The sequence below is a fragment of the Geobacillus sp. Sah69 genome, from assembly GCF_001414205.1.
GTDB lineage: Bacteria > Bacillota > Bacilli > Bacillales > Anoxybacillaceae > Geobacillus > Geobacillus stearothermophilus.
Window position 1 is genome coordinate 120,972 of sequence record NZ_LLKS01000039.1, and the last position, 23,711, is coordinate 144,682.

The 23,711-nt window shown below is 53.3% G+C and carries 23 protein-coding genes and 1 pseudogene; 14 read left to right on the plus strand and 10 right to left on the minus strand.

Annotated features, from left to right (window positions below):
- The first annotated feature begins 60 nt into the window (after nt 1-60).
- Complete coding sequence (locus AP057_RS10440; RefSeq protein ID WP_055358692.1) at nt 61-2,946, plus strand: VWA domain-containing protein; 2,886 nt, start codon at nt 61-63, stop codon at nt 2,944-2,946.
- 94 nt (nt 2,947-3,040) lie between these two features.
- Here the strand turns inward: AP057_RS10440 and AP057_RS10445 are convergent, their stop codons facing one another.
- Genes AP057_RS10445 through AP057_RS10455 form a run of 3 tightly spaced genes read right to left on the minus strand, consistent with a single transcriptional unit; the run spans nt 3,041 to nt 5,973 of the window.
- Nucleotides 3,041-4,747, minus strand: coding sequence for a hypothetical protein (locus AP057_RS10445; RefSeq protein WP_055358693.1), 1,707 nt, complete (start codon nt 4,745-4,747; stop codon nt 3,041-3,043).
- Between the two features lie 43 nt (nt 4,748-4,790).
- A complete protein-coding gene (locus AP057_RS10450) occupies nt 4,791-5,369 on the minus strand; it encodes a PilW family protein (RefSeq protein WP_044744827.1) in 579 nt (192 codons plus the stop codon).
- The gene (locus AP057_RS10455; RefSeq protein WP_055358694.1) at nt 5,353-5,973 is read right to left on the minus strand and encodes a prepilin-type N-terminal cleavage/methylation domain-containing protein; all 621 of its coding nucleotides are present in this window, start codon (nt 5,971-5,973) and stop codon (nt 5,353-5,355) included. The genes AP057_RS10450 and AP057_RS10455 overlap by 17 nt, the downstream gene beginning before the upstream one ends.
- A gap of 138 nt (nt 5,974-6,111) precedes the next feature.
- Between AP057_RS10455 and AP057_RS10460 the strand changes: the two genes are divergently transcribed.
- The 7 genes from AP057_RS10460 to AP057_RS10490 all read left to right on the plus strand — a co-directional run bounded on the left by AP057_RS10460 (nt 6,112) and on the right by AP057_RS10490 (nt 14,440).
- On the plus strand, nt 6,112-7,710 hold the full coding sequence (locus tag AP057_RS10460; RefSeq protein WP_235468553.1) for a hypothetical protein: 1,599 nt from the start codon (nt 6,112-6,114) through the stop codon (nt 7,708-7,710).
- A gap of 14 nt (nt 7,711-7,724) precedes the next feature.
- Nucleotides 7,725-8,504, plus strand: coding sequence for a PRC-barrel domain-containing protein (locus tag AP057_RS10465; protein ID WP_053532384.1), 780 nt, complete (start codon nt 7,725-7,727; stop codon nt 8,502-8,504).
- A 16-nt stretch (nt 8,505-8,520) separates the two neighbouring features.
- Nucleotides 8,521-9,891: a VanW family protein gene (locus AP057_RS10470; protein WP_055358695.1), complete on the plus strand. Its 1,371-nt coding sequence runs from the start codon at nt 8,521-8,523 to the stop codon at nt 9,889-9,891.
- Complete coding sequence (locus AP057_RS10475; RefSeq protein WP_055358696.1) at nt 9,888-11,552, plus strand: GspE/PulE family protein; 1,665 nt, start codon at nt 9,888-9,890, stop codon at nt 11,550-11,552. The genes AP057_RS10470 and AP057_RS10475 overlap by 4 nt, the downstream gene beginning before the upstream one ends.
- A gap of 12 nt (nt 11,553-11,564) precedes the next feature.
- Complete coding sequence (locus AP057_RS10480) at nt 11,565-12,620, plus strand: type IV pilus twitching motility protein PilT (RefSeq protein ID WP_055358697.1); 1,056 nt, start codon at nt 11,565-11,567, stop codon at nt 12,618-12,620.
- Nucleotides 12,607-13,818, plus strand: coding sequence for a type II secretion system F family protein (locus tag AP057_RS10485; protein ID WP_055358698.1), 1,212 nt, complete (start codon nt 12,607-12,609; stop codon nt 13,816-13,818). Before AP057_RS10480 ends, AP057_RS10485 begins: the two co-directional genes overlap by 14 nt.
- Before the next feature lie 88 nt (nt 13,819-13,906).
- Nucleotides 13,907-14,440 (plus strand): prepilin-type N-terminal cleavage/methylation domain-containing protein, encoded by a 534-nt coding sequence (locus AP057_RS10490; protein ID WP_055358699.1) that lies wholly within the window; start codon nt 13,907-13,909, stop codon nt 14,438-14,440.
- A gap of 127 nt (nt 14,441-14,567) precedes the next feature.
- Here the strand turns inward: AP057_RS10490 and AP057_RS10495 are convergent.
- The 3 genes and pseudogenes from AP057_RS10495 to AP057_RS10505 form a co-directional block, all read right to left on the minus strand.
- Nucleotides 14,568-14,798, minus strand: a pseudogene (locus tag AP057_RS10495) (UPF0236 family transposase-like protein); the annotation flags it as partial.
- A gap of 230 nt (nt 14,799-15,028) precedes the next feature.
- Nucleotides 15,029-15,430, minus strand: a complete 402-nt coding sequence (locus AP057_RS10500; protein WP_055358700.1) for a sporulation protein — start codon at nt 15,428-15,430, stop codon at nt 15,029-15,031.
- 194 nt (nt 15,431-15,624) lie between these two features.
- Nucleotides 15,625-15,876 carry a hypothetical protein gene (locus AP057_RS10505; RefSeq protein WP_033015581.1) on the minus strand — a complete coding sequence of 84 codons (252 nt, stop codon included), beginning with the start codon at nt 15,874-15,876 and terminating at the stop codon, nt 15,625-15,627.
- A 321-nt stretch (nt 15,877-16,197) separates the two neighbouring features.
- Between AP057_RS10505 and cspD the strand changes: the two genes are divergently transcribed.
- Both cspD and AP057_RS10515 read left to right on the plus strand, forming a co-directional pair.
- The gene (gene cspD, locus AP057_RS10510) at nt 16,198-16,398 is read left to right on the plus strand and encodes a cold-shock protein CspD (RefSeq protein ID WP_033015550.1); all 201 of its coding nucleotides are present in this window, start codon (nt 16,198-16,200) and stop codon (nt 16,396-16,398) included.
- Between the two features lie 130 nt (nt 16,399-16,528).
- The gene (locus AP057_RS10515) at nt 16,529-16,798 is read left to right on the plus strand and encodes a DUF2564 family protein (protein ID WP_055358701.1); all 270 of its coding nucleotides are present in this window, start codon (nt 16,529-16,531) and stop codon (nt 16,796-16,798) included.
- 477 nt (nt 16,799-17,275) lie between these two features.
- Here AP057_RS10515 and AP057_RS10520 read toward each other — a convergent pair whose 3' ends face one another.
- Complete coding sequence (locus tag AP057_RS10520; RefSeq protein ID WP_011230850.1) at nt 17,276-17,491, minus strand: zinc-finger domain-containing protein; 216 nt, start codon at nt 17,489-17,491, stop codon at nt 17,276-17,278.
- A 6-nt stretch (nt 17,492-17,497) separates the two neighbouring features.
- Nucleotides 17,498-18,163 carry a ribonuclease H family protein gene (locus AP057_RS10525; protein ID WP_055358702.1) on the minus strand — a complete coding sequence of 222 codons (666 nt, stop codon included), beginning with the start codon at nt 18,161-18,163 and terminating at the stop codon, nt 17,498-17,500.
- 232 nt (nt 18,164-18,395) lie between these two features.
- Here AP057_RS10525 and AP057_RS10530 point away from each other — a divergent pair, with 232 nt between their 5' ends.
- Nucleotides 18,396-19,322, plus strand: coding sequence for a DMT family transporter (locus tag AP057_RS10530; protein ID WP_055358703.1), 927 nt, complete (start codon nt 18,396-18,398; stop codon nt 19,320-19,322).
- A 102-nt stretch (nt 19,323-19,424) separates the two neighbouring features.
- Nucleotides 19,425-19,562, plus strand: a complete 138-nt coding sequence (gene sspL, locus AP057_RS10535) for a small, acid-soluble spore protein L (protein WP_011230846.1) — start codon at nt 19,425-19,427, stop codon at nt 19,560-19,562.
- A gap of 37 nt (nt 19,563-19,599) precedes the next feature.
- Here the strand turns inward: sspL and acnA are convergent, their stop codons facing one another.
- Complete coding sequence (gene acnA / locus AP057_RS10540) at nt 19,600-22,320, minus strand: aconitate hydratase AcnA (protein WP_055358704.1); 2,721 nt, start codon at nt 22,318-22,320, stop codon at nt 19,600-19,602.
- Between the two features lie 234 nt (nt 22,321-22,554).
- Between acnA and sspO the strand changes: the two genes are divergently transcribed.
- Nucleotides 22,555-22,704: a small acid-soluble spore protein O gene (gene sspO, locus AP057_RS10545; RefSeq protein ID WP_008879509.1), complete on the plus strand. Its 150-nt coding sequence runs from the start codon at nt 22,555-22,557 to the stop codon at nt 22,702-22,704.
- Nucleotides 22,705-22,774: 70 nt separating this feature from the next.
- On the opposite strand, the gene AP057_RS10550 is transcribed toward sspO, so the two are convergent.
- A complete protein-coding gene (locus AP057_RS10550) occupies nt 22,775-23,035 on the minus strand; it encodes a hypothetical protein (RefSeq protein WP_011230844.1) in 261 nt (86 codons plus the stop codon).
- A 220-nt stretch (nt 23,036-23,255) separates the two neighbouring features.
- On the opposite strand from AP057_RS10550, the gene AP057_RS10555 reads away from it, so the two are divergent.
- Nucleotides 23,256-23,711 (plus strand): transposase (locus tag AP057_RS10555; RefSeq protein WP_152968877.1); only part of this gene is annotated, 456 nt, incomplete at its 3' end.

Below are 23,711 nucleotides of genomic sequence, written 5' to 3' on the forward strand. Positions count from 1 at the left end.
ACTGCAATAGTAGAATGATATAATGTAAATAGGAATTTTGTCTCGAATGGGGAGAGGAAAATGGGGAAAAGGAAGCTTTTCCAATGGTTGATCGTAGCGATATGGGCATTTGTGCTCATGTTTGGATCAGTAGGGAAAGGGGAGACGGTGCAAGCAGCCTCTTCCTCTCTGCCGTCGCTCCAATTTCAATTGTCTGCGTTGCAACCAGAGTATGTTAAACCTCCGAATGCCGATGCAAGAGGGAGGCTTGATGTGACGCTCAATCCGCAAGGAGCGGTGTCCACCATCATCCGCCCTCCAATCGACGTCGTGTTTGTCATGGACGTGTCGGGGTCGATGACGGCAATGAAGCTGCAAAGCGCCAAATCTGCTCTGCAAGCGGCGGTCAACTACTTTAAGTCCAATTACAACCAAAATGACCGCTTTGCTCTTATTCCGTTTTCCGATGGAGTGCGGGAAGCAAGTGTGGTTCCGTTTGGGAAGTACTCGAATGTTGCAAGTCAGCTTGATGCCATTCTCAATACCGGCAACAGCTTGACCGCCAGCGGCGGAACGAACTATTCGGCTGCTTTGTCTCTTGCTAAATCGTATTTCACGGATCCAACGAGGAAAAAGTATATCATTTTCTTAACGGATGGCATGCCGACGGTGTTGAATGCAGTCGATACGATTACGTATCGGGAGGTCAAGCAGAATTTTGGGGGTGGATATTCCTATACAGGGAATAGAGTAACCGATTCTCTTTCGGTCACATACGAATTGTACAGCGATGGACGGACTGCCGGTATCCGTTTTACCGACAACAAAGGATATTCTCGCCGATTTTACAGCGACGGCCAAGATTATGTTGATGGATGGCGGGTATCTTGGGATAACGGCTATTCGTTCACTTACAGCAGCATTGAAGGAAAAATCCGAGCCGATGCCACAGCGGTGGCAAAAACGCTCGGGATGAACAATATCCCCCTTTACTCAATCGGCTTCGGCGACAATGATGAAGTTGATATGGACTATCTACGGTCGCTTTCAGCGACTGCCGGCGGCGAGGCGCGCCAAGGAACGGCGCAAAATTTGACCGCCTTGTTCCAACAGTTTTCCCAGCTTGCCACCACGCCGGCGATCACAGGAACGATCCGCATCCCGCTTTCGTCGTTTGGCGGCAATGTCGCCGTTGCGGAAAACGGCCAAGTATGGCTGGATGAAAATAAGCAAAATGCGTATATTTCGTTTTCCATCCCATACCAAGTTGGTCAAGGCACTCCGGCGCCGGTGACGATTCCGATTCCCGTGTCATTTAAAGCAAAAGGGACATATACGTTCACTGCTGAACTGACGTATCGCGATGTGTATGGCCAACCACAGCCGGCTGTGACGAAAACGGTGACCGTCACGGTCAAAGACGAAGCGCCGCCGTCGTTTACTGGAACGGTGAAGCTGCAAGGGCTGACCAATGATGTCACAAGCTTAATCAAACGGGGGGCAACCGATGGCGACGACAACCGCTTCCGGGCTACGTATTCGCTGTCGCTTGTCGGGTATGTCGGCAATGCGACAGGGACGATCAGCAATGTGAGCATTGTCCAAGAACTGCCCGATGGCATCTCCGTTGTTCCCGATGGCAAAGTCATAACCTATGTGGAGAATGGTAAGCGTTATGCCAAATGGTCTTTCACCAATCAAATGTTCGACTACAGCCAGCTGAATAAGCTCATGCTCTCCGCACAGTGGGTGATGCAGGCGGATTATGCGATGAACAATGTCCAATTGCCCCCTGCCGTTGTGACGTTCGCCGACAGCCGCTATGGGGTGAGGACGTCGACGCTTTCGCTGCCGGCAGAACGGATCGGCATGAGGGTTCGTTTAGATGATTTTCCGAACTTTTACTATGAAGGCGATGAGAGTGGGCTAATCAGCAAATGGCAAACGTTCAGCGCTTCTTCCTCTCTAATTGGAACGAGCAAACATCCTAACTCGTATGGATTGCTGCAGCTCCCTGTCAAGGCGCTTCAATATGACCCAACTGATGACGGCGTGTTGCTTGTCACCTACAGCAATGGCCAAACGGTGCCTGTGTATATTAAGCCGCATCTTTTGGTGACAACATCAAAAGGCACAGTGGCGAATGGAGCGATGACGTACGAGGCGCCTACCGTCAAATTGATGGGACCGGTGGCCGGTGAAGGGGTGTCGTATCAGTATCAGATTGTGCGCAATGGCGTGGCGTCCGCTTGGACGGCGCTCAGTTCTCCGTATGAAATTCCGATCTCAAACGATGGATCGTACACAGTGAACGTGCAGTCGTCAGGAGGATTGACGAGAGGAACGGGAATAGGGAGCGCGGTGTTTGCGTATACGAAGCTGATCACCGAGCTGAAGTTTGGTTCATATCAAACGACGATGAACGTCGGAGATGTGCAGACCATTCCGGTGACGATTGTACCGAGCGATGCGACGAACAAAACACTAGTATGGTCGTCAAGCGATAATGCCGTGGCTGTTGTGCAAAATGGAGTTGTAACAGCGCTGAAACCAGGGACGGTTGCCATCACCGTGCGCTCTACAGACGGCGGGAATGCCTCTGCGACGGCGTCCATCCGTGTGATTGATCCGTACGTAGCGCTCACAGGCATGGCTTTCCGCAATCCGGTGATTTATATGAATCTGGACGATCCTCTGCTCGAAGTGGCGGAGCAGCTCCGCTTTATCCCGGAAAATGCGACGGATAAAACGCTCCGCTCAGTGACGTCATCCGATTCGAGATTTGTCAACATTGTTCAGCAAAATGGAAGATGGTATTTGCAGGCTGTGGATGTTGGATACGCGGTTGTGACGGCGACCGCCAATGCGAGAACGCCGGATGGCAGGCCAATTCAAGCCTCAGTGTGGGTCTTTGTCCAACCGCGTGAAGATGAGGGGGGAAGCGTCAGCAACGGTGGGCGTTGGTGATGATGGAAAAAGCGGCCTCCTGAATTGGAGAGCCGCTTTTTTCATTGTGTCCAAGGGATCGAGAGGATGAGAGAGGGAATTTAGCCGTCTTCGTTCACTCAACTTCAAGCCGGTCGGCGACGAGCGAGATTTGATTGACAAACGGCAATCCTGTTCCTTGTTCGACTAACACCCGTGGATTATATTTGATGATCAGACGAGATTGTTGCATGTCAGAGCTTGGAATGAAGTTCCCAGGCTCACCGTCTTTCGGCTCGATCCGGCCGCGAAAGGCGTTGATGACGAACCCGTTGATGTCTGTATCCGGAGCAGCCGCTCCGTTCCCGCGGGCGAACAATCCTCCTTCAATGTACAAATACGATCCGACAGCATAAATCGTCGCGCTGCTGTCCGTATAAAAATACCCTTTTAAGTTCGGGATTTCACTTGAGTCTTGAAATTCATTGATACGGGCGATATCGAGCGTGCCTTTGGACAACAACACGAGCCCTTTTCCATCCGCTCCGTCGATATGGCTGTTGTAAATGGTCGTCTTGCCAGTGACGTAAATGCTCGCGTTCAACGCCAAGTTTCCGGTGAGCGTCAAATCACCGAACACGATCAAATTGCCGCGTACAGCCGCTGTTGATTTTGTCGGTCCTTCAATGCGGAGATCGCCATTGACAATGAGCCATTGGTTTTGGCCATTTTGCCGCACGTCAATGTCGCGATAAAGGGTGATCTCCTTCCCTTCTGCGTCCAACCAAAGCGGCTTGTCTTTTGGCATCTGATTGATGGATTGTTCATACGGCGTTTCGTCGTCTGTCACGACCCGAGCCAAATTCCCTTCTTGATAAAGCTCCCGCGCTACATCGAGCGGCGCCTGGTGATCGTTTTCAATGCGCTCGATATACGCTTGTTGGGTTTCAGGCGACAACGGCGAGAGACCGGCTGCTTGAAGCAATTTATCTTTCACGGTGCGCTCGAAATCAGTATCGATGAAATCGTCCGTCTCTTGTTGAATGAGAGGGCCGCCATCGTCCGGCCATCCTGGGAAGAAAAGACCTTTTTCCATTTGGAAAGCTCGGCCGCCAGTCTTCCAGCAACTGCTCGTTTGCGTGCATGAAAACAGCAGCTTGTCATGAATGTGCCAAATCGAATCGCTCATTGATGCGGGCAGTCCGGCATCGATAGGAGCGATCGTTAACTCGCCGCTTTTTTTCACGTAGTTTGCCGCGTTGCTGATGTAAGCGCTTTGTCCGGCGTATACGTTTCCTTGCTCCACGTAGACGCCGCCGTTTAAGATGACGGTTGCTTTTGATCCGAGCGCGTATTTGAGAAAGCTAGGCGTATTTGTTAAAAAGACGAGCCGTTTGACTTTCCGCTCGCGATGGCCGTCCGTAAACGGTTTGGACAAATCGAGCGCGCGGAGGAACACTTTGTTCGTCGGAATGTTGTACAAGCGATAGGACACGTCTTCCACCTCCACGCCGTAGCGCGCTTTCAGCTTGCCGGCGATCGTATCCGGGCCGGGGGTGTCCTCGTTAATGCCGAGAAAGGCATCCCATTGACTGGGGGTGAAAATGTCATGACGAACAAAAAAATCGTCGTCTGAAAGCTCAGCTTTAAGTTCAGCAATTGCTTCATTAAGCGCTGTTTTGGCTTCATGAAACGATTCGATGTTCTCGACGCGCACCGCGGTAAATCGCGCTTGCTGGACGGCGACTGTTAAAATCGTCAAGCCGAGCAAAAAAAAGAGGGTGATCATGAGCATTGTTGTCACCAAGCTGTAGCCAGCAGCGTTCAAGCGCAGTCGGTTCATCGCGGCCCCTCCCTTCATAGGACAAAATTTCGGAACGTAATACTTAAAAGCCGAATTCTGTTGTTAATGTAAACGGCGGCACATACAGCCAACCACTCGGATCGGCGTGTCGACGGTCGGAGACAATGAGACGGATCGTCATGACGCCGCTGCGGCACAGGTTGCCTTCTTTTCGTGCACAACGGAATGAAAACGATGAAGAGTCGTCCAGCAAAAAGCGGGAAGAGGTGATCGTTTCGCCATTGATCGCGAGCGCGCCGTCTTGGATGGACATCGTCATCCGCTCGATGCTTTCCGGCTTTTTCTCTTCACGGGAGACAAGCCCGGTGTCCGCATCGGCTTTGAATTCTTGGTTTTTCACAAAAGTGACGGCCGTTAACGGCTTGTTTTCTTCTTGACTTTCCATTCCATCCGGAGAGAGCGTGTACAGCTCGTTCATTATTCGGGCCATGGCGTAGTCCGCTTCGCTGCGCAAGTCGTTTTCGATACCGATGCGCTCGTAGGCGCGAATGCCGGTTAAAAACACCGTGTAGATAGCGCCGATGATGAGCAAAGAAATGGAAACAGCGGCCAACAGCTCGATCATCGTCATGCCGGCTTCGCTTCTAGCGGATTGTTTCATCGGTGATCACTCCTTCGACCCACGCCGTCTCGTTCGTGCGCTCGTCCCAACGGACGGAGGTGTATAATTTGATCATGTAGCCGCCGGCGTTTGATTCGGCTGCTTTTTCCGTTTCAGCGCGGATGCGCGCCTGCAGCGGCGCAGGCAAGGAAGCGAATTCCGACGATGAAGTGAATGCATCCCATGCCTCCTTGTCGTATCGGACAAGGTAAACGGAAGCTTCGTAACGGACATTGTTGATTTTCGGGGCGAACTGCGCTTCACATACCGTATGCAGTTGGCCAGATTCACCGGGAAAAAACAGCGCCGCCAACGATTCGTTGCCGCAATCGTCTTTTGTTAGCTCAAGAAACGGTGTTTGATGGTCTTCCATATACTCTTTTAGCCGGGAGAAATCTACGTTTTTTTCAAAATAGACAGCGACGCCGCGGGCGACGTTGACGGCCACCGTCCGACCTTGGTTGTAAGACGTATGCATCATCGCATTCGTGAAAAAGTAAAACAAACCGATCGCGACGCCCGATAAAAGAGTGATGGCCAGCAACGTTTCGATCAACGTAAATCCTGCTTGACGACTAGGAAGAGGAAAATTGCTTCCCGCCATTTGTCATAACCTTCTTTCAAAATATGTAACTTTATTATACAATATTTTCGAGTTGAACCATGTAGAATTTTAGGAATAAGAGAACGAGCAATGGCATATTTGTCGCGTTATTGCCAATGATACGCCGGGAAGGAACGGATGGGTATGTGGAAAGAGGCGGTTGTTTACGTTGTTGCATTCATAGTGGCGCTGTTGGCCGTTTGGCTGCTGCCGCTTGGCTTCAGCAGGGCCGGGGGCGCGGCGGTGGTGGCGGTTGCCTTTTTGGCTGCGGGGCTGGCGCAGTTGGCCGAATCGGTGATTCCGTTATGGCAAATCGTCCTGCTCGTCGGGCTTTTGCTGTTGGCGGGCTCGTATTTGCTTGATCGTTGGTTCGGTCTGCTTCTTTACCGGTCGGTGGAGACGGAGGAAGCTGGGGAACGGAGAAAGGGAGGATGGAAAGGGAGTGGCGACCGGACGGCAGCAGGCGATAGGTATGGGACGATGGTCCAGAATGCAACGGAACATCTAGTCGATTCGGCCTGGCCGGCAGCTTTTGGACAAAACGGCGCTTCTAGGGAATTTCAAGGCGCTGACTCGGGTGGGGAGGCGTTGCGATCGCACGTGCAGGAAACCGGTAACACCGCTTCAGGAGCGTCGCCTGCAGCGTCGGAAGCAGCTTCGGGAGAGACGGAGCGGGCGCCGAAATCCAGCGAGGAGCCCTGGGAAGAACAGACTGCTTTCTTGCTTCGATCGATGGATGGCATAGAGGAAGCCGCTTCCGATCCCGGAGCGGATCAAACCGAGCCGGAGGAGCTGCTTTCGTTGGATTCGGCCGATGTGGAGCAAAAAATGCGCTCCGTGGACCGAGACGATGCCGAGCAAGAGGAGTTTTTTTCGTTGGATTCGGATCGTGTGGAGCTGGAGAAGTTGTCCGCCTTGGATTTGGATGCAGTAGAGCCGACCGCCATGACGGGTGACGGTGGCGGGCTGAATGTTGAGCCGGCGCGCCGTCTGCGCGATTGGCTCGATGAGCTGCCGGTCTCGATGACGCCAGACATCGAAGCGGCGGTGCTGCAGGAGGGAGCGGCCGCCGACGGCCGCGGCCTGTTGCAGGCGCTTGATCTCAGCCATGAAGAAGAGGAGGGGCAACTTTCCGCGTTCATGTCTTCTAGCTCGGCGGGCGTTTCTGCTGTAGAAAACGGGCTGCCTTCCGGCCAGGCAATGCCGCGTGAAGGGGCGCTTTTGGAAGAAGCAATACCGGGTATTGTCGACTGTTCGCTGCCGGAAACGGACGAGGCTGCCGAACCGCCCCGTCAGGAGGACGCGATGAAAGCAGAGCCTGACAGGCAGGAAGGGCAACGAGCGGAGCATGGCCGGTCGGAAGGCGAACAATCCACCGAGCGCCGCGAGCCGGAAGAAGATGGGCAAACGGAAAGCCGGCGGGAGGAAGAGAGCGAACGGCCAGCGCGAATGATCGGTCCGGAAGTCGTGCAGGCGGTCGTTCTTGAATTGCGCCTCAACCGCCGTCGTTTGGGCGCCGCCGATTACGAACGCTGCATCCGCCGCTGTTTGGACGCTCCGCTTTCTGACCGCGACTATTACGTATTGGCCCGTTTGTTAATGGAACATTATGTAGTAGAACAACAGTACGGCAAGCTCGCAGCGTGGCTTGAGGAGCTCGCTGACCGTTTTCGCGCCTATCCGGCTGTGGCCGAAGAGTTGGCGCTTTGGCGGCAGTTTGCCGCAACAACTAAATAGTTGGGGTGAACAAGATGAAAGCTAGCGCGCAAATCATTGGACTGCCGATCATCAGCATTGCTGACGGTGCACAAATCGGCACGGTGAAAAGTTTGGTGATCAACCCGGACAAAGGATCGATCGATTTTTTGACCGTGGAACAAGACGATGTGCAGCTCAGTTTAAAGGCGATTCCGTTTAAAAAAGTCGTCGGCATCGGCGAGTTTGCCGTGACGGTGGAGCAAGGACACGATGTAATTGACCTCTCGGAAATTCCGATCGCCAATCAGCTCGTCAATAAGCAAATCCGGATTAAAAATACGAAAGCCATCACGCGAAAAGGGCAGCTGCTCGGCGAAGCCCGCGAGTTTTTCGTCGATGAAGAGTCAGGGGATATTGTCGGCATCGCTCTTCAGCTCGAGAAAGGGGAAGCGGTGCTGCCGGCCTCGGAAGTGTTGACGTACGGCAAAGATATTTTGATCATCAACGACGGAGCAAACGAATCGCTTCTTGATGACCCGGCGCAGTTGTTGAAGGCAGAGAGCATCGAGCCAACCAGCGTTATGGCGGAAGAGGACGTTTCCGCGCAAATGGAGGCGATGGCCGAAAGCGCGGAAAATGTTGAAGCGCTGCAGTCGCTGAGGGAAAAACAAGTTGCACTGTTGGCCGGAAAACGGCTGACAAAAGATATTTATGATGCAGACGGCCGCCTGCTGTTTAAAGCGGGCACTCTGCTTGGCGAAGAGGATGTGCGCAAGGCGCAAGAGGCGGGGCCAAGCGTCATCGTCGATGTCTCGATGAATGTGGAGGCGTAATGGAGGAGGGTCGGCGGTGAAAAAGGCTGCCGCGTGGAAATTGTTTGTTGTCATGGCTGTTTGCACCGTTTATTTTATCGCTTTTTCGCATCTGGGCACCCTCGCCTATGATGTTTTGGCCCCGGATGACGGCCGCCTTGGCCCGGGCACGGCGGTCGGTCCGGTGTCACTCTCCGGCATGACGCCGGAAAGAGCCCGAGAGGCGGTTGTCGAGCGGGTGAACGAGTGGCGGTCGACCGCTTCCATTTCTTTGCAGTACCAAGAAAAGCGCATTGACCTGCCGGCGGATGCGTTTGTGTTTCGTCTTGCCGAGAGCACGAAGCGGTTTGTCGACGGGAGGCGCACGCCGCTGTTTGTGATCGCTGATTTAGAAAAATGCCTCCAAGCGGCGGCAGCCATCGTTCCTCCAGCGGCGTTATCGGCGCTTGACATCAAGAAGCTTGGGGCGGATTTAGAGGGACAGGCGGCTCAGCTGCAAAAGCCATCATCTCCGATCGACTTGGCTCGCTACATATCGTTGGCAAACGGCCGGCAGCCGGTCGTCAGCGAAGCGGCCGCATCGGTGCCTGACTCTTCGGCCGTTCGCTTGTTGTCTGGCGAGCGGCGCGCGGTGATCAAAGCGAAACAGCTGTTTTCGTTTGGCGATTATATGAAAAAGGTGAAGGCCGATTTGTCTGATGAAGCGGCCGATGCGATCGCTTCAGCGGTGTACCGGGCGGTGCTGGCGACCAATTTCACTGTCGTGGAGCGCTATACGAGCCGTATGTTGCCGGATGGAGTGACGCCCGGTTTTGAGGCGGCCATTAGCGGCGGCCGCGATTTGGAATGGTTCAACCCCAACACGACCGACTACACGCTTCTTCTCCGGCATGATGGACGGAAGGTGCGTGTTGCCATTATCGGGTTGCCGTTTGCCTATCAATATATCATTCGCCTAGGCGAGGCGGAGTCTATCGAACCGCGTGTCATCGTCCGCTATGACGCGCGCCTGGCGCCGGGCGAGAAGAGGACGGAACAGATCGGGCGGCCGGGGCTGGTTGTGACGGTGGAACGCGAAGTGCGCGACGGCGCTCGGCTCGTGCGCAAAGAAACGGTGAGCGAAGATTTTTATCCGCCAACGTATACGATTCACGTGCGCGGCCTTGAAGTGCCGGAAAGCAATGTTGGGCAAAGCGGCGACGGAGAAGGCGGAACGATGGAGCCGGCGAATGGGGTGACGGAAAACAACGGAGCGGCGAACCAACCGAATTCGACTGCGGAAAACAGCGGCGGGAATATAGAGAGCGGGACCGCGTCAAAGAAAGGCGATGAGGCGGGCAACGGGGAATCGGCCCCCGCCGCTGGCAGTGAAGAGAAGACGGATGCGGGCGGAGGGGAGGAAAAATGAGCAAAAAGCAGGAACGGAAACGGCTTGGTGATTTGCTTGTGGAAGCGGGGTTGATCACCGAAAGCCAGCTGGCCGAGGCGCTGCGCGAGAAGGCGCCCGGGCAAAAGCTCGGCGACGCCTTGTTGCAGCGCGGCTACATCACGGAACAGCAGCTGATTGAGGCGCTCGAGTTTCAGCTCGGCATTCCGCACGTCAGTTTGTACCGGTACCCGATCGATCCGAAAGCGACAAACCTCGTGCCGAAAGAGTTTGCCCGCCGCCATATGGTCATGCCGCTCAAGGTGGAAGGCGATCGGCTGCTCGTTGCCATGGCCGATCCAATGGACTTTTTTGCCATCGATGATTTGCGCCTGTCGACCGGGTTTCAAATTGAAACGGCGATCGCTTCAAAAGACGATATTTTGCGGGCGATCAATAAATATTACGACATCGACGAAGCATTTGAGGATTTTTTGCAAATGCCGCCGCCTGAGGTGCGCGACGACGAGCGGGCTGCTGAGGACGATTCTCCCATCGTTCGTTTGGTGAACCAAATTTTGCAGCTTGCTGTTGAACAGCGGGCGAGCGACATTCATATCGATCCACAGGAGACGAAAGTGCTCATCCGCTATCGGATCGACGGCCTGCTTCGCACCGAACGCGCGCTGCCGAAACATATGCAAAGCATGTTGACGGCGAGAATTAAAATTTTGGCCAATATGGACATCACCGAACACCGCGTGCCGCAAGACGGGCGGATCAAAATGGACATCGATTTTCATCCGGTCGATTTGCGCGTTTCAACGCTGCCGACCGTATACGGTGAGAAAATCGTCATGCGCGTCCTCGACTTGGGTGCAGCGTTAAACGATATTCATAAACTTGGTTTCAACCCGGTCAATTTAGATCGGTTCATCCGCTTGATCGAGCGGCCGAACGGCATCGTCTTGATCACCGGACCGACCGGTTCGGGGAAATCGTCGACGCTCTATGCGGCGCTCAACCATTTAAACAGCGAGCACGTGAACATTATTACGATTGAAGATCCAGTCGAATATCAGATCGAAGGCGTCAACCAAATTCAAGTCAACCCGAATGTCGGCTTGACGTTCGCCCAAGGGCTCCGCTCGATTTTGCGTCAAGACCCGAACATCATCATGGTTGGGGAGATTCGCGACCGCGAGACGGCGGAAGTGGCGATCCGCGCTTCGCTCACCGGTCATTTAGTGTTGAGCACGCTCCATACGAACGATGCATTAAGCACGATCACCCGCCTGATCGATATGGGGATTGAGCCGTTTTTAGTGGCCACATCACTCGCCGGCGTTGTCTCGCAGCGGCTTGTGCGCCGCGTCTGCCGCGACTGTCAAGAGGTGTATGAGCCGACGAAGCGGGAGCGGGACATTTTCGCCCGCCGCGACATTGAGGTTCATCAACTTGTCCGCGGCCGCGGCTGCCCGATGTGCAACATGACCGGTTACCGCGGACGGCTGGCGATTCACGAGCTGCTTATTGTCACCGATGAGATGCGGCGCGTCATTTTAAACAACGAGCCGTTTTCGAAATTGCGAGAGCTTGCCCTGCAAAACAAAATGATTTTTTTGCTGGATGATGGGCTGTTGAAAGTGAAGCAAGGGTTGACCACGCTTGAAGAAGTGCTGAAAGTGGCCATTTTGCATTGATGGGTGAGACGGATGAAGGAAAAGCTTGAGGCGTTATTGCGCGCGGCCTTTGAATGCCGCGCTTCCGACGTGCATTTGACCGTCGGCGCGCCGCCGATTTTTCGCGTGAACGGGGAGTTGAGAGCTTACGGCCATGAGCGCCTGCACCCGGAGGAAACAGAGCAAATGGCGAAAGCCGTCATTCCGGCGCCGCTTTGGCAGCAGTTTCAGGAAACCGGAGAGCTTGATTTTTCGTATGGCATTGCCGGCGTTTCCCGCTTTCGCTTAAACGTGTTTAAACAGCGGTCATGCGTGTCGCTCGCCGTGCGCCTCATCCCGGTGCGCATCCCGACGCTGGAGGAACTTGGCCTGCCGGATGTTTTAAAGCGCATCGCCGAAAAGCCGCACGGACTCGTGCTTGTCACCGGACCGACCGGCAGCGGCAAATCGACGACATTGGCGGCGATGATCGACTATATGAACAAAACGATGTCGAAACATATCATCACGCTGGAAGATCCAATCGAGTATTTGCATAAACACGGGAAATCGATCATCGACCAACGCGAGGTGGGATTCGACACTGGCAGTTTTGCCGCCGGATTGCGCGCTGCGCTTCGTCAAGATCCAGACGTCATTTTAGTCGGGGAAATGCGCGATTTGGAAACAATCCAAACGGCAATCACCGCCGCGGAAACGGGCCATTTAGTGCTTGGCACGCTTCATACGGCGAGCGCGCCGGCGGCGATTGAGCGGATGATTGACGTCTTTCCGCCGGCCCAGCAGGCGCAAATCCGGCTGCAGCTTGCTTCCGTGCTCGTGGCCATCATCGCTCAGCGCTTGTTTCCAAACAGACACAAAACCGGGCGGACGGCAGCGCTGGAAATTTTAGTGAACAATGCGGCCGTCGCCAACTTAATCCGCAACGAAAAAGAACATCAAATCATCAACATTATGCAAACGAGCCGCAGCCTCGGCATGCAGACGATGGAAATGAGCGTTAAGGAACTTGCAGCCGCTGGACGCATCGATCCGCTGGCGGCTGAAGTGTATTTGGCGAGGGAGCGTGGGGACGATGGCGCAGTTTAAGTACGAGGGGCGCGACCGAAGCGGACGGAAAAAAGCTGGGGTGATCACTGCCGTTTCGCGGCGCGAGGCGGCGGCAAAGCTTCGGGAAAAAGGAATTCGCCTGCTGGCGCTTGCCGAAGTGCCGCCGTCCATATGGAACAAAGAAATTTCGTTTGGCCGCGCCGTCAAACTGCAGCACTTTGTCATCTTTTTGCGCCAGTTCGCAACGCTTGTGCGCGCCGGAGTGACGATCGTCGATTCGATCCGCATTTTGGCGGAGCAAACGGAAAGCAAGCCGCTCGCTAAGACGCTTCTTGACATCGAACAGTCATTGCGCGGCGGGAACCCGCTCTCAGCGGCAGCGGCGAATCATCCGCGCATCTTTCCGCCGCTGTTTGTCAACATGGTGCGCGCCGGTGAAGCGAGCGGGACACTTGATGAAACGCTCGACCGGCTTGCCGACCATTTTGAAAAAATGCATCGGACGCGGCAAAAAATCGCCTCGGCGCTCGCCTATCCGATTGCCGTTGCCATCGTTGCCACCGCGGTTGTCATTTTTTTGCTTGTCGCCGTTGTGCCAACGTTCGTCGAGATGTTCGCCGAGTTCCACGCTGAACTGCCGGCGATTACGAAGTTTGTGCTCAAAGCAAGCAGTGTGATGCAGCGGTATTGGTGGGCCGTCGTCCTGCTTTTTGCCGGCGTGTACGCATCGTTTGTGGTTCTTCGGCGGCAAAAGACAACGAAGTACTATTTGGATTATGCCGCCCTGCGGCTGCCGATGTTCGGCACGCTCGTGCAAAAAGCGGCGCTTGCCCGCCTGACGCGGACGCTCAGCTCGCTTGTTGCAAGCTCGGTGCCGATTTTAGAGGCGCTTTCTATCGCCGGGCGCGTCGTGGAAAATGAAGTGATCGCATCTGTGCTGGCTGAAGCGCGAACCTCCCTCGAGCGCGGGCAATCGCTCTCGGAGCCGCTCCGCCGCCATTGGGCGTTTCCGCCGCTTGTTGCGCAAATGATCACGATCGGCGAACAGACCGGTGCGCTTGACGCCATGCTCGGCAAAGTCGCCGATTTTTACGAAGCGGAAGTCGATGCGGCCACCGACCGATTGAAATCGCTCATCGAACCGCTTATGATCGTGCTTCTCGCCGGCGTCGTCGGGACGATCGTCACTTCGATCATCGTGCCGATGTATGATATTTTCAACCATATTCAACAATAAAAAATAAGAATATATTTCTATTTTTCTTCCTATGTTGTAGAATAAATAGGGAAAACAGGCTAAAAATGAAAGAAAGGGAGAGTGAACCATGTTCAAACGGATGTTGAAAAACGAGCGCGGCTTGACGCTCATCGAACTGCTCGCCGTCATCGTCATTTTAGGGATTATCGCGGCGATTGCCATTCCGGCGATCGGGGGGTTGATTGACAATTCGAAAAAAGATGCACACGTTTCCAATGCACAACAAATGATCAACGCAGCGAAAATCGCCGTGACGGCGGATAAGGATTTGATACCGGCGAATGAGAAGTATACACTTGTTACGCTTAAATATTTGGAAGATGAGGGATATTTAGAAACAGTAAAAGACCCGGATGGAGACACCAATTCGTATAAAGAAGGTCCTGAAGGTAAAGATGCAAAGCAAATGCAGACAGGCTTGAGTAATGATCCTAACGCTGGTTATTCTTACGTACTTATCAAAAATAATGGAAATAAATTAAGTTACTATGTGAAATTAATTAACAGCCAGCGAGGAGTACACAATAATGGGGCAGCTGTCGAAGAACAAAATCTTAAACGCAGTGCAGTTGGGGCTGTCAAAGGTGAGAGTGGAAGTTAAGAAGATAGCTGAAAATAGAAAAAGCGTTTGATAGGAATTAATATCTATGAATCAAATTGCCCTAACTTTGGTTTTCCTCTACTCCCTCCTCCTCGCCTCGTTCTTTAACGTTGTCGGGCTGCGGGTGCCGGTCRKRGTAGTMRWTCCGTCGAAACGTCACTTCTCCAAACAGCGTTTGGATCGTRGTCGGCCGTTTGTCTTTCAGCTGATACCGGCGCTTGTCCCGCGCTTCCGCCAGTTGTTGATCAATCTCCTCCAAAAGGGCCGCCAACAAGACAGCGAACACCTTTTGAAGAGTTCTGACTAATTGTTCCTCCAGCTCTTTTAATAAAGGCCATTCTGTGGTAAGATGTTTCATGGACTCTCTCCCTCCTGTTTTATGGATGTTGGTCATCACCATCATAGCAGGGAGAGAGTCCTTTTTGCATGACATTTGCTTTTTTCTACCGCGCTTCGCTTGGTGGCCCCGACGAGCGTCGCGAACAAAAGTTCGCAACCCTCGTCGGGGAATCATTCCGGAATGTCACCCACAAATATTTTACTCACACACTTGCTTTTAGCATATCATCTGTTGAAAACGCTGTCAAACTATTTTTTCGGCAAAATTTGCACGTAATCGAAGTCGAGCGTATCGACCGCGTCTTCGATATGAAGGCGGGTGATGAACCGGTACGACCGGCCGGGGCGCGATGGCGGAAAGGTTTCCGGAATCGTGTAGGAAAACGGGATTTCCTTTTTCTCGCTCGGCTTGATCAAAAACGCTCCGGCCGCCGGAATGACGGCGACAATGGCATCCAGTTCCTTGCTGTTTTCGATTGTTTTTTGCACGAGCTCCACATCGAGCCGCTCGATCCTTTGTTCCACCGTTCCGCCGTAAATGTGGACGATCCCTTGAATCATTTCCCCCTGGCGCCATAACGATTTATTTAAGATCAAGTCGACGTGCGCCGACCCGACTCCGACTCTTGACATCATTTTGCGCAATAACACCGTAGTCACCTCTTTGTCTCTCTTGTCATATCATCATACGAAAAAACGAAGCTGCTTGTTTCAACGCGAGCCAAAAAATAAACAGACGATGCTGGCGCGGCACGTCTGACCCTGGGAGAAACAAGGACGAATGCGGCTTGTTTTGTTACCGCTTACATTAGAGATTACCGCATTCGCCTTCCGCTGTCAATTGGTTATTCGTACACATTTTCGTTTTCGATAATGTAATCGATTCGAATGACCGGGACGTCCTGTTGCTCGACTTCCGCGACAATCAAGCCGACGCGGTCATTATAGATGCAAAACATATCCTGCCCTTTGCGAAACGCCGACTCTCCGTACGAAAGAACCATGTGGTAAATTTTATTGTCGCTGAAATAGCGGAGGCTGACCCGGTTGCCCAATCGAACGATCACTTCTTTTCCCGCGATTTTTCCGCGGTACATCCGCTTCTCCCCCTTTTCGTCGTTCCTATTCCAATGTATGGCCGTTGTTGCCCGCTCATGACTTTTTTCTCCCCAGCGGCCCGTTTTCCTTTTCAACGCATTGTTTTTCGGGCCAGCAAACAACTTTTTTCGGAAATTTCCTTTCTTTTGCTTGACGCGGCCACCCGCGGTAGTGTATAGTAAAGTCATCACATAACAGAATATATTTCAGGCATTCAACATGAAGACGCATCTTGGATGGCTGTGAAGTATATTTTGTTATTTGATAAAAATCTTGAGGTTAGCCGAACAGGCTAAAGGTATTAGGAGGAATTCAGCATTATGCAACGTGGTAAAGTAAAATGGTTTAACAACGAAAAAGGCTATGGTTTCATCGAAGTGGAAGGCGGTTCGGACGTATTCGTTCACTTCACGGCGATCCAAGGTGAAGGGTTCAAATCGTTGGAAGAAGGCCAAGAAGTTTCGTTTGAAATCGTACAAGGAAACCGCGGACCGCAAGCAGCGAACGTTGTCAAATTATAAGACTTCGTTGACATAGACGAGAGAACGGGAGCGGAAAGAAAGGCATCCTGCACCATCGCAGGATGCCTTTTTCATTTGATTGGCATAAATTTCACCAAGCGGCAAACAATAAAGAAAAGGAGGTGTTCATATGGTCAGACGCGATACCGACGTACATACGGGATACAACGATGTAAAGCAAGTGGAAATGTTCGTCGAAACGGCGGAGAAAATGGTCGGCCAGGCGACGATGCAGCTCGACCCCGAGATGCTTCGCCATGCCGAACAAGCGGTGAAAAACGCCCGCGACCAACTTGCGCGCGCCCGCCAAGAAGCAACGGGCGTCGACGGTGATTTTCTCGCCCGTTGCGAACAAACATTGGCCCGCGCCGAACACCAGCTTCGCGAGGCGCGGCAATAACAGCAAAACGATATATATAGATGCAACGAAATCGTTTAACATATCCTTGACGGAAAAGTGGCTCATCCATTTTTGACTGTCGAAGGCAAGCCTATGGCTTGCCTCCGTCACGCTTTAGCGTGACGGAAGACCGAACAACGACTCGCTTAAAGACCCATTCATGGGGCTGAAAGCGGTGTTTGTTCGGTCGTTCGACAGTCGATCCAATGCTCAGTAAAAGCTACAAATTTAAATTGCATCTATTAAGGCGGAGGACAAAAAGCGATTTCCTTTTGGAGTGAAAAGAAGAACTGCTTTTGAGGTTTCTCCATGTTAAAACGTATGTTCTGTCAATCACCGGCCTTCGCAGCGCATCCGCTTCCTCCGTTTAAACGCCAAAGCTTGCCTGGTCGCAGCCGGCGCCGCCCCAGGCCCGCGAAAGCGCAGATTGGGGCTCCTATCGCCCGCACCAACCGCCTCTTAAAAAAAATTCCTTCATTACCGACGCGAACGCGGCGGCGCTGATAGAAGCATCTCCCCGTACTGCCGCATTTGTTCCCCGACCGTGCATTGCTGGATGCAAAACGATTGGGCGTACGTTTTGCCGTACTCTTTCCGGAACGTGCTTTTTAAAAAGCAGCCATCGCAGTACGTTTCCTCCAGCCAAGCGATTTGGTCCAATATTTCTTTGCGTCGGTTCCGCTTCTTTCCCATACGACCTTACCCTTTCCCTGTCAATTCCGTTCGGCTTGTGATGATCTGCCCTTCAAGCGCCTGGCGGGCGAGCGAATCCGCCTCTTTATTTTGTTTGCGCGAAATCGGCTCGTACGCCGGTTCGATGTGAAGCTCACGCATTTTCGCTTCAATGCGGTCAAGCCAGATGTTGAAATCATCCTCAAAACACGGCCAATCGCCGGACAGTTGCTTTAACACGACGTGGGAGTCGCCGCGGAACGTCACCGGCAAATGATGGACGCCAAGTTCCTCGAGCAGCTGCATGACAAACCAAAACGCCGCATACTCTGCCTCATTATTGGATTTGATTTCGCCGATCCGGCGGTTGGCGCGCAACCGGTAGCGATGATCGTTTTGCTTATAGTATACGACCGCGCCGGCGCCGCCTTGGGACGTCTCATGGTCAAAGCCGCCGTCGAAATACACAACGATCTCATGCGGCTCGCCGGCGATCTCCTCAAGCAGCTTTTGCAGCTCTTTTTTTGACCACACCGTGCCGTTTCGATCGACGAACTCCACTGTTTTCGTTCGCCCGGTTTTTTCAAAATCATCCGCCAAAGCGAGCGCCTTTTTGGCATCGACCCAATCGGAGACAAGAAACGCCTCTTGTTTTTTCGGCGTGATATACGTCCAGTGGATTTGTACGTCCAACGCATTATCACCCTTCCGCGTGGCGATGATCGGAGCTGGTTTTTATTTTACCACACTTGCGCCCTTGTTCATTACCTAATATTATGCGCAATTTCTTCTTGTATCAACCATTTTGCCGCAGGCGCCCATCTTTTTTCCAAAATATCTATCTTTTTCGGCCTACTTGTGGTACACTAGCGGCTAGCACCCAAAATGAGATGGGGCGCAAGCATATGAAGAGGGAGGATTCGAATTGAAGCGTCAAACCATAGCCGATCTGAGTCTGCTCATGGTGACGTTCGTCTGGGGGGCGACGTTCGTCGTCGTCCAAAATGCCATTTCGTTTTTGGAGCCGTTGTCGTTTAACGCCGTTCGCTTCAGTTTGGCCGGCTTGTTGCTTCTCGCTTGGATGGCTGCCGCTTCCCGCCCACTCTTCGGCCAGTTGTCATGGCGAGTCATCGGCGCTGGAGCGTGGATGGGGCTATGGCTGTTTTGCGGCTACGCATTCCAAACGATCGGACTGTTGTATACCACTTCCTCGAAAGCTGGCTTTATTACCGGACTGAGCGTTGTGCTCGTTCCATTGTTTTCCTTTTTGATTTTAAAGCAAAAACCGTCTGTGAATGCGGTCGTTGGAGCGGCACTTGCCGCGTTCGGCCTGTATTGGCTGACAGGGGGAGCGGAGCTGTCGTTCAATCAGGGCGATTTCTTTGTCTTTCTTTGTGCTGTTTCCTTTGCCATGCACATTATCGTCACCGGCCGCTATTCCTCTCAGCATTCGACGATGCTGTTGACCATGGTGCAAATTTTTACCGTCGGCATCCTCTGTTTCTTCTTTGCCTTTTGGTTTGAAGACGCTGCGCAAATGTGGAATATGGCGGTGCTCCGCCGCCCGGAAGTATGGGGGGCGCTCGCTGTGACATCGTTGTTGGCGACGACCGCGGCGTTTCTCATCCAAACGGCGGTGCAAAAATATACGACTCCCGCCCATGTCGCGCTGATTTTCGCCATGGAGCCGGTGTTCGCCGCTTTGACCGCCTACCTTTGGGCTGGAGAGCGGCTGTCGCCATCGGCCTGGCTTGGCGGCGCTGCGATTTTGGCCGGCATGATTTTCGCCGAACTGCCAAGCATGCGCCTCTGGGGCAGACGGTGGCGGGAAAAGCGGAACATCCCATCGTAGCCGCAACGATTGCTCTTAGCGAAAAACAGTGAAGCTTTCCTCCTTTGCTTATATTTTGACCAAGGGCGGCCATACTATCCGTAAAGAGCGGAGGTGAGAGCAATGACCAAAAACGGCGGCCGAAACCGCGGCACGAAGGCGCCGGGCGTCAACCCGCAAGGCTTTGGCCAAGACGGAACGTTCACCCCGGATCCAAAAAGCAAGCTTGAGAACGCAGCGAAAAAGCTCAACACAAAATAAAAGCAGGCTTCCCGATATGGGAGCCTGCTTTTTGTCGTTATTGTTTCACTTTCGCCAATTTTTCGCGCAACACCATTTGCAAAATGCCGCTGTGGCGATAGTAGTCGATTTCGACTTCGCTGTCAAAGCGGACGATGACCTCAAATTCTTTCTTCTCACCCGTATCCGGGTTCGTTGCCGTCACTTTGACGAGATCGCGCGGTTTGACGTTTTCATCGATGTGAATGTCGAACACTTCTTTACCCGTCAAGCCGAGCGTCTCCGCATTTTCGCCTTCTTTAAATTGCAGCGGCAGGACGCCCATCAAAACGAGGTTCGAGCGGTGGATACGCTCAAAGCTTTCGGCGATGACCGTTTTAATGCCGAGCAAGAACGTCCCTTTCGCCGCCCAGTCGCGCGAGCTGCCCATGCCGTAGTCTTTGCCGGCGATGACGACAAGCCCAGTGCCGTCTTGTTTGTATCTCATGCACGCATCGTACATCGACATCACTTCGCCGGTCGGCCAGTACGTCGTATAGCCGCCTTCCGTGCCCGGCGCGATTTGGTTGCGGATGCGGATGTTCGCAAACGTGCCGCGCATCATCACTTCATGGTTGCCGCGCCGCGAACCGTACGAGTTGAAATCTTTCGGCTCGACGCCTTTTGAAATCAAATATTGACCTGCCGGCGTGTTTTTGCCGATCGACCCAGCTGGCGAGATGTGGTCGGTCGTGACCGAGTCGCCGAACTTGCCGACGACACGCAAGCCGGTGAGCGGTTCGACTTTGCGCACATCCGGCGACAAGCCTTCAAAGAACGGCGGATTTTGAATGTACGTCGAGTTTTCATCCCATTGATAGAGCGGCTCGTCCGTCGTTTCGATCGCATTCCAACGCGGGTTTCCGTCGAACACGCGCTCATATTCTTTGCGGAACAGTTCCGGATCGACCGCCTGTTTGACGACGTCTTTCACTTCTTCCATCGACGGCCAAATGTCGCGGAAATAGACGTCGTTGCCGTCTTTGTCTTTGCCAATCGGCTCGTTAAGCAAGTCAATGTCGACCGTGCCGGCGAGCGCATAGGCGACAACAAGCGGCGGCGATGCCAAATAGTTGCCTTTGACAAGCGGGTGGATGCGGCCTTCAAAGTTCCGGTTGCCGGACAAGACGCTTGTGACAAGCAAGTCGCTTTCCGCAAGCGCTTTTTCAAGCTCCGGCGCAAGCGGACCTGAGTTGCCGATGCATGTCGTGCAGCCGTAGCCGACGATGTTGAAGCCGAGCTGCTCAAGATACGGAAGCAAGCCCGAATCGCGCAAATAGCCGGTGACGACTTTCGAGCCCGGCGCAAGCGACGTTTTCACGTATTTCGGCACTTGCAAGCCTTTCTCGATCGCTTTTTTCGCCACTAAGCCGGCGGCGACGAGAACGTACGGGTTGGATGTATTGGTACAGCTCGTGATCGCCGCGATGACGACTGCACCCGTTTTCAATTTCACTTGTTCGCCGTTTAACTCGACCGTAATTTCCCGCTCCAAATCCGCTTCCGTCAAACCAAAGCCTTGGTTGCCTTGCGGCGCTTTCACCGCATCGCGGAACGACTGTTTCATTTTCGAGAGCGGAATCAAGTCTTGCGGCCGTTTTGGGCCAGACAAGTTCGTTTCAATTTCCGACAAGTTGATTTCCACAACATCCGTAAACACCGGCTCCGGTGCATCCGGCGTGTAGAACAGACCGTTCGCTTTGCAATACGCTTCGACGACTTGAACGTGATGTTCGTCGCGGCCGGTCAAACGCAAGTAGTCAAGCGCTTCGGCGTCAACCGGGAAGAAGCCGCACGTCGCCCCGTATTCCGGCGCCATGTTGGCGATCGTCGCCCGGTCGGCAAGCGGCAAAGTCGCCACTCCTGGTCCGAAAAATTCAACGAATTTGCCGACGACGCCTTTTTTCCGCAGCACTTGCGTCACCTTAAGCGCCAGGTCAGTCGCCGTCGCTCCGTCCGGCAGCTTGCCTGTCAAACGGACGCCGATGACTTCCGGAACCGGGAAATACGACGGCTGGCCGAGCATGCCGGCTTCCGCTTCAATACCGCCGACTCCCCAACCGAGGACGCCGAGGCCGTTGATCATCGTCGTATGCGAGTCCGTGCCGACAAGCGTATCCGGGAACGCCTCGTATTCGCCGTTTTCTCCTTCGACCGCGTGAACGACGCTTGCCAAATATTCCAAGTTTACTTGGTGGACGATCCCCGTTGCCGGCGGAACGGCACGATAGTTGTTAAACGCTTTTTGCGCCCATTTCAAAAATTTGTACCGTTCGGCGTTCCGTTTGAATTCCAAATCCATGTTGTACTCTAGCGCATCGTCCGACCCGTAGCGGTCGACTTGCACCGAGTGGTCGATGACGAGATCGACCGGAATTTCCGGGTTGATTTCGTACGGGTCGCCGCCTAGATCCGCCATCGCTTTGCGCATCGAAGCCAAATCAACGACAGCTGGCACGCCCGTGAAGTCTTGCAAAATGACGCGCGACGGCTTAAACGGCACGTCGATGTCCTTCATCTCGGGCGTTCCCCATTTCGCCAAGTTTTCGACGTGCTCTTTCGTAATGACGCGCCCGTCGACTTGGCGGAGCACCGATTCAAGCAACACTTTGATCGAGTACGGCAGGCGGCTCACTTGGCCGATTCCCGCTTCTTCAAGCGCTTGCAAATGATAATAATTGTATTTTTTACCGTTGACTTCGAATGAAGAGCGGGCGTTGAACACATCTTGTTTCGCCATATGTATAACCCCCTTCGCTTCACAATAATACTATACTATTTTTTCGCACAAAAGTCGAAAAAATAGCACGAATTCTCCCAATCCCCATAAAGTTCGGCACGACTTTATCTTATTATAGAACAGCACAAGTTGTAAATAATGATTTCCAGTGTCTCACGGGCTGGCTTCCTTAACGGCGGCAAAAGAGGAATAAGGCGCCCGTTTCGTCGCAAACTAGAAGCGGAGGTGAAACGAATGGCAAAGCGAAAAGCAAACCACGTGATCCCTGGCATGAACGCCGCCAAAGCGCAAGGAATGGGGGCCGGCTACAACGAAGAGTTTTCCAATGAACCACTGACAGAAGCACAGCGCCAAAACAACAAAAAACGAAAAAAGAACCAATAGCGTGGCGGCCATCCCTCCATCCCGGACTGCCATAGCATGAAAAAAGGGAATGTCCGCCGCCGGCATTCCCTTACTCGTTTTCATTGACTTCGTCAACGATCGCCTGCAAATCGCTGCGGAATTTTTCGAGCTGCACGCGCTGCGTTTCCGAGGCAACTTCGAGCGCGTTTTCAATTTGGGCGAACGCCTCGTTTACTTCTTGCCGAAGATGGGCCAGCTGGTGGCCGTAGTCGGCTTGATCACGCACCAAGTGATCGTGCCATTCTTTCGCTTCCATCGTCGCCTTTTGCGCTGCTTGAAACGCCTCTTGCTTCGTTTTATGGTAAACCATGGCTCGTCCCTCCTTCGCAGTCATCGCGGTCGTTCACTACTTATCGTTTCAAACCGGGCGCAAATTATGCGCCGAATAAGCGAAAGCACAACGCCGCATGCTAACGGATAAAGGAGCATTCCCGTTAGGAGCTTTTCCGGGGACTTGATCAAAAAAAGCCCTCTTGGTATGATGCAGGGGTGTCAAACAATACCTACCATCATGCCAAGGAGGACTTCAGATGAATTGTACACAAAACTATAAAATTGATCAAGTTACGGAACAAACGCTTGTCGTGGGCATCGATATCGCGAAACGAACCCACTACGCCTGCTTCGTGGATGACCGGGGGCGCGTGCTTCGCAAGTCGTTCCCGATCTTCCAGTCGAAAGAGGGGTTTCAGCAGCTGTATAAAGCGATTCAGGAGGCGATGCAAGCGTTTGGGAAGTCAGAGGTGATCGTCGCGGTGGAGCCGACCGGGCACTACTGGTTGAACCTGGCCTACTTCCTCGAGGAGCACGGGATCCCGTTGGTCATGGTCAACCCGGCGCATGTGTGCCGGTCGAAAGAACTTGATGACAACCTGCCGACGAAACACGACGCCAAAGACGCCCTGGTCATTGCCAGACTGGCAAAAGACGGGCGATTCCTCGTTCCCCGGCTGCTGCACGAGATTGAAGCCGATTTGCGCGTGGGG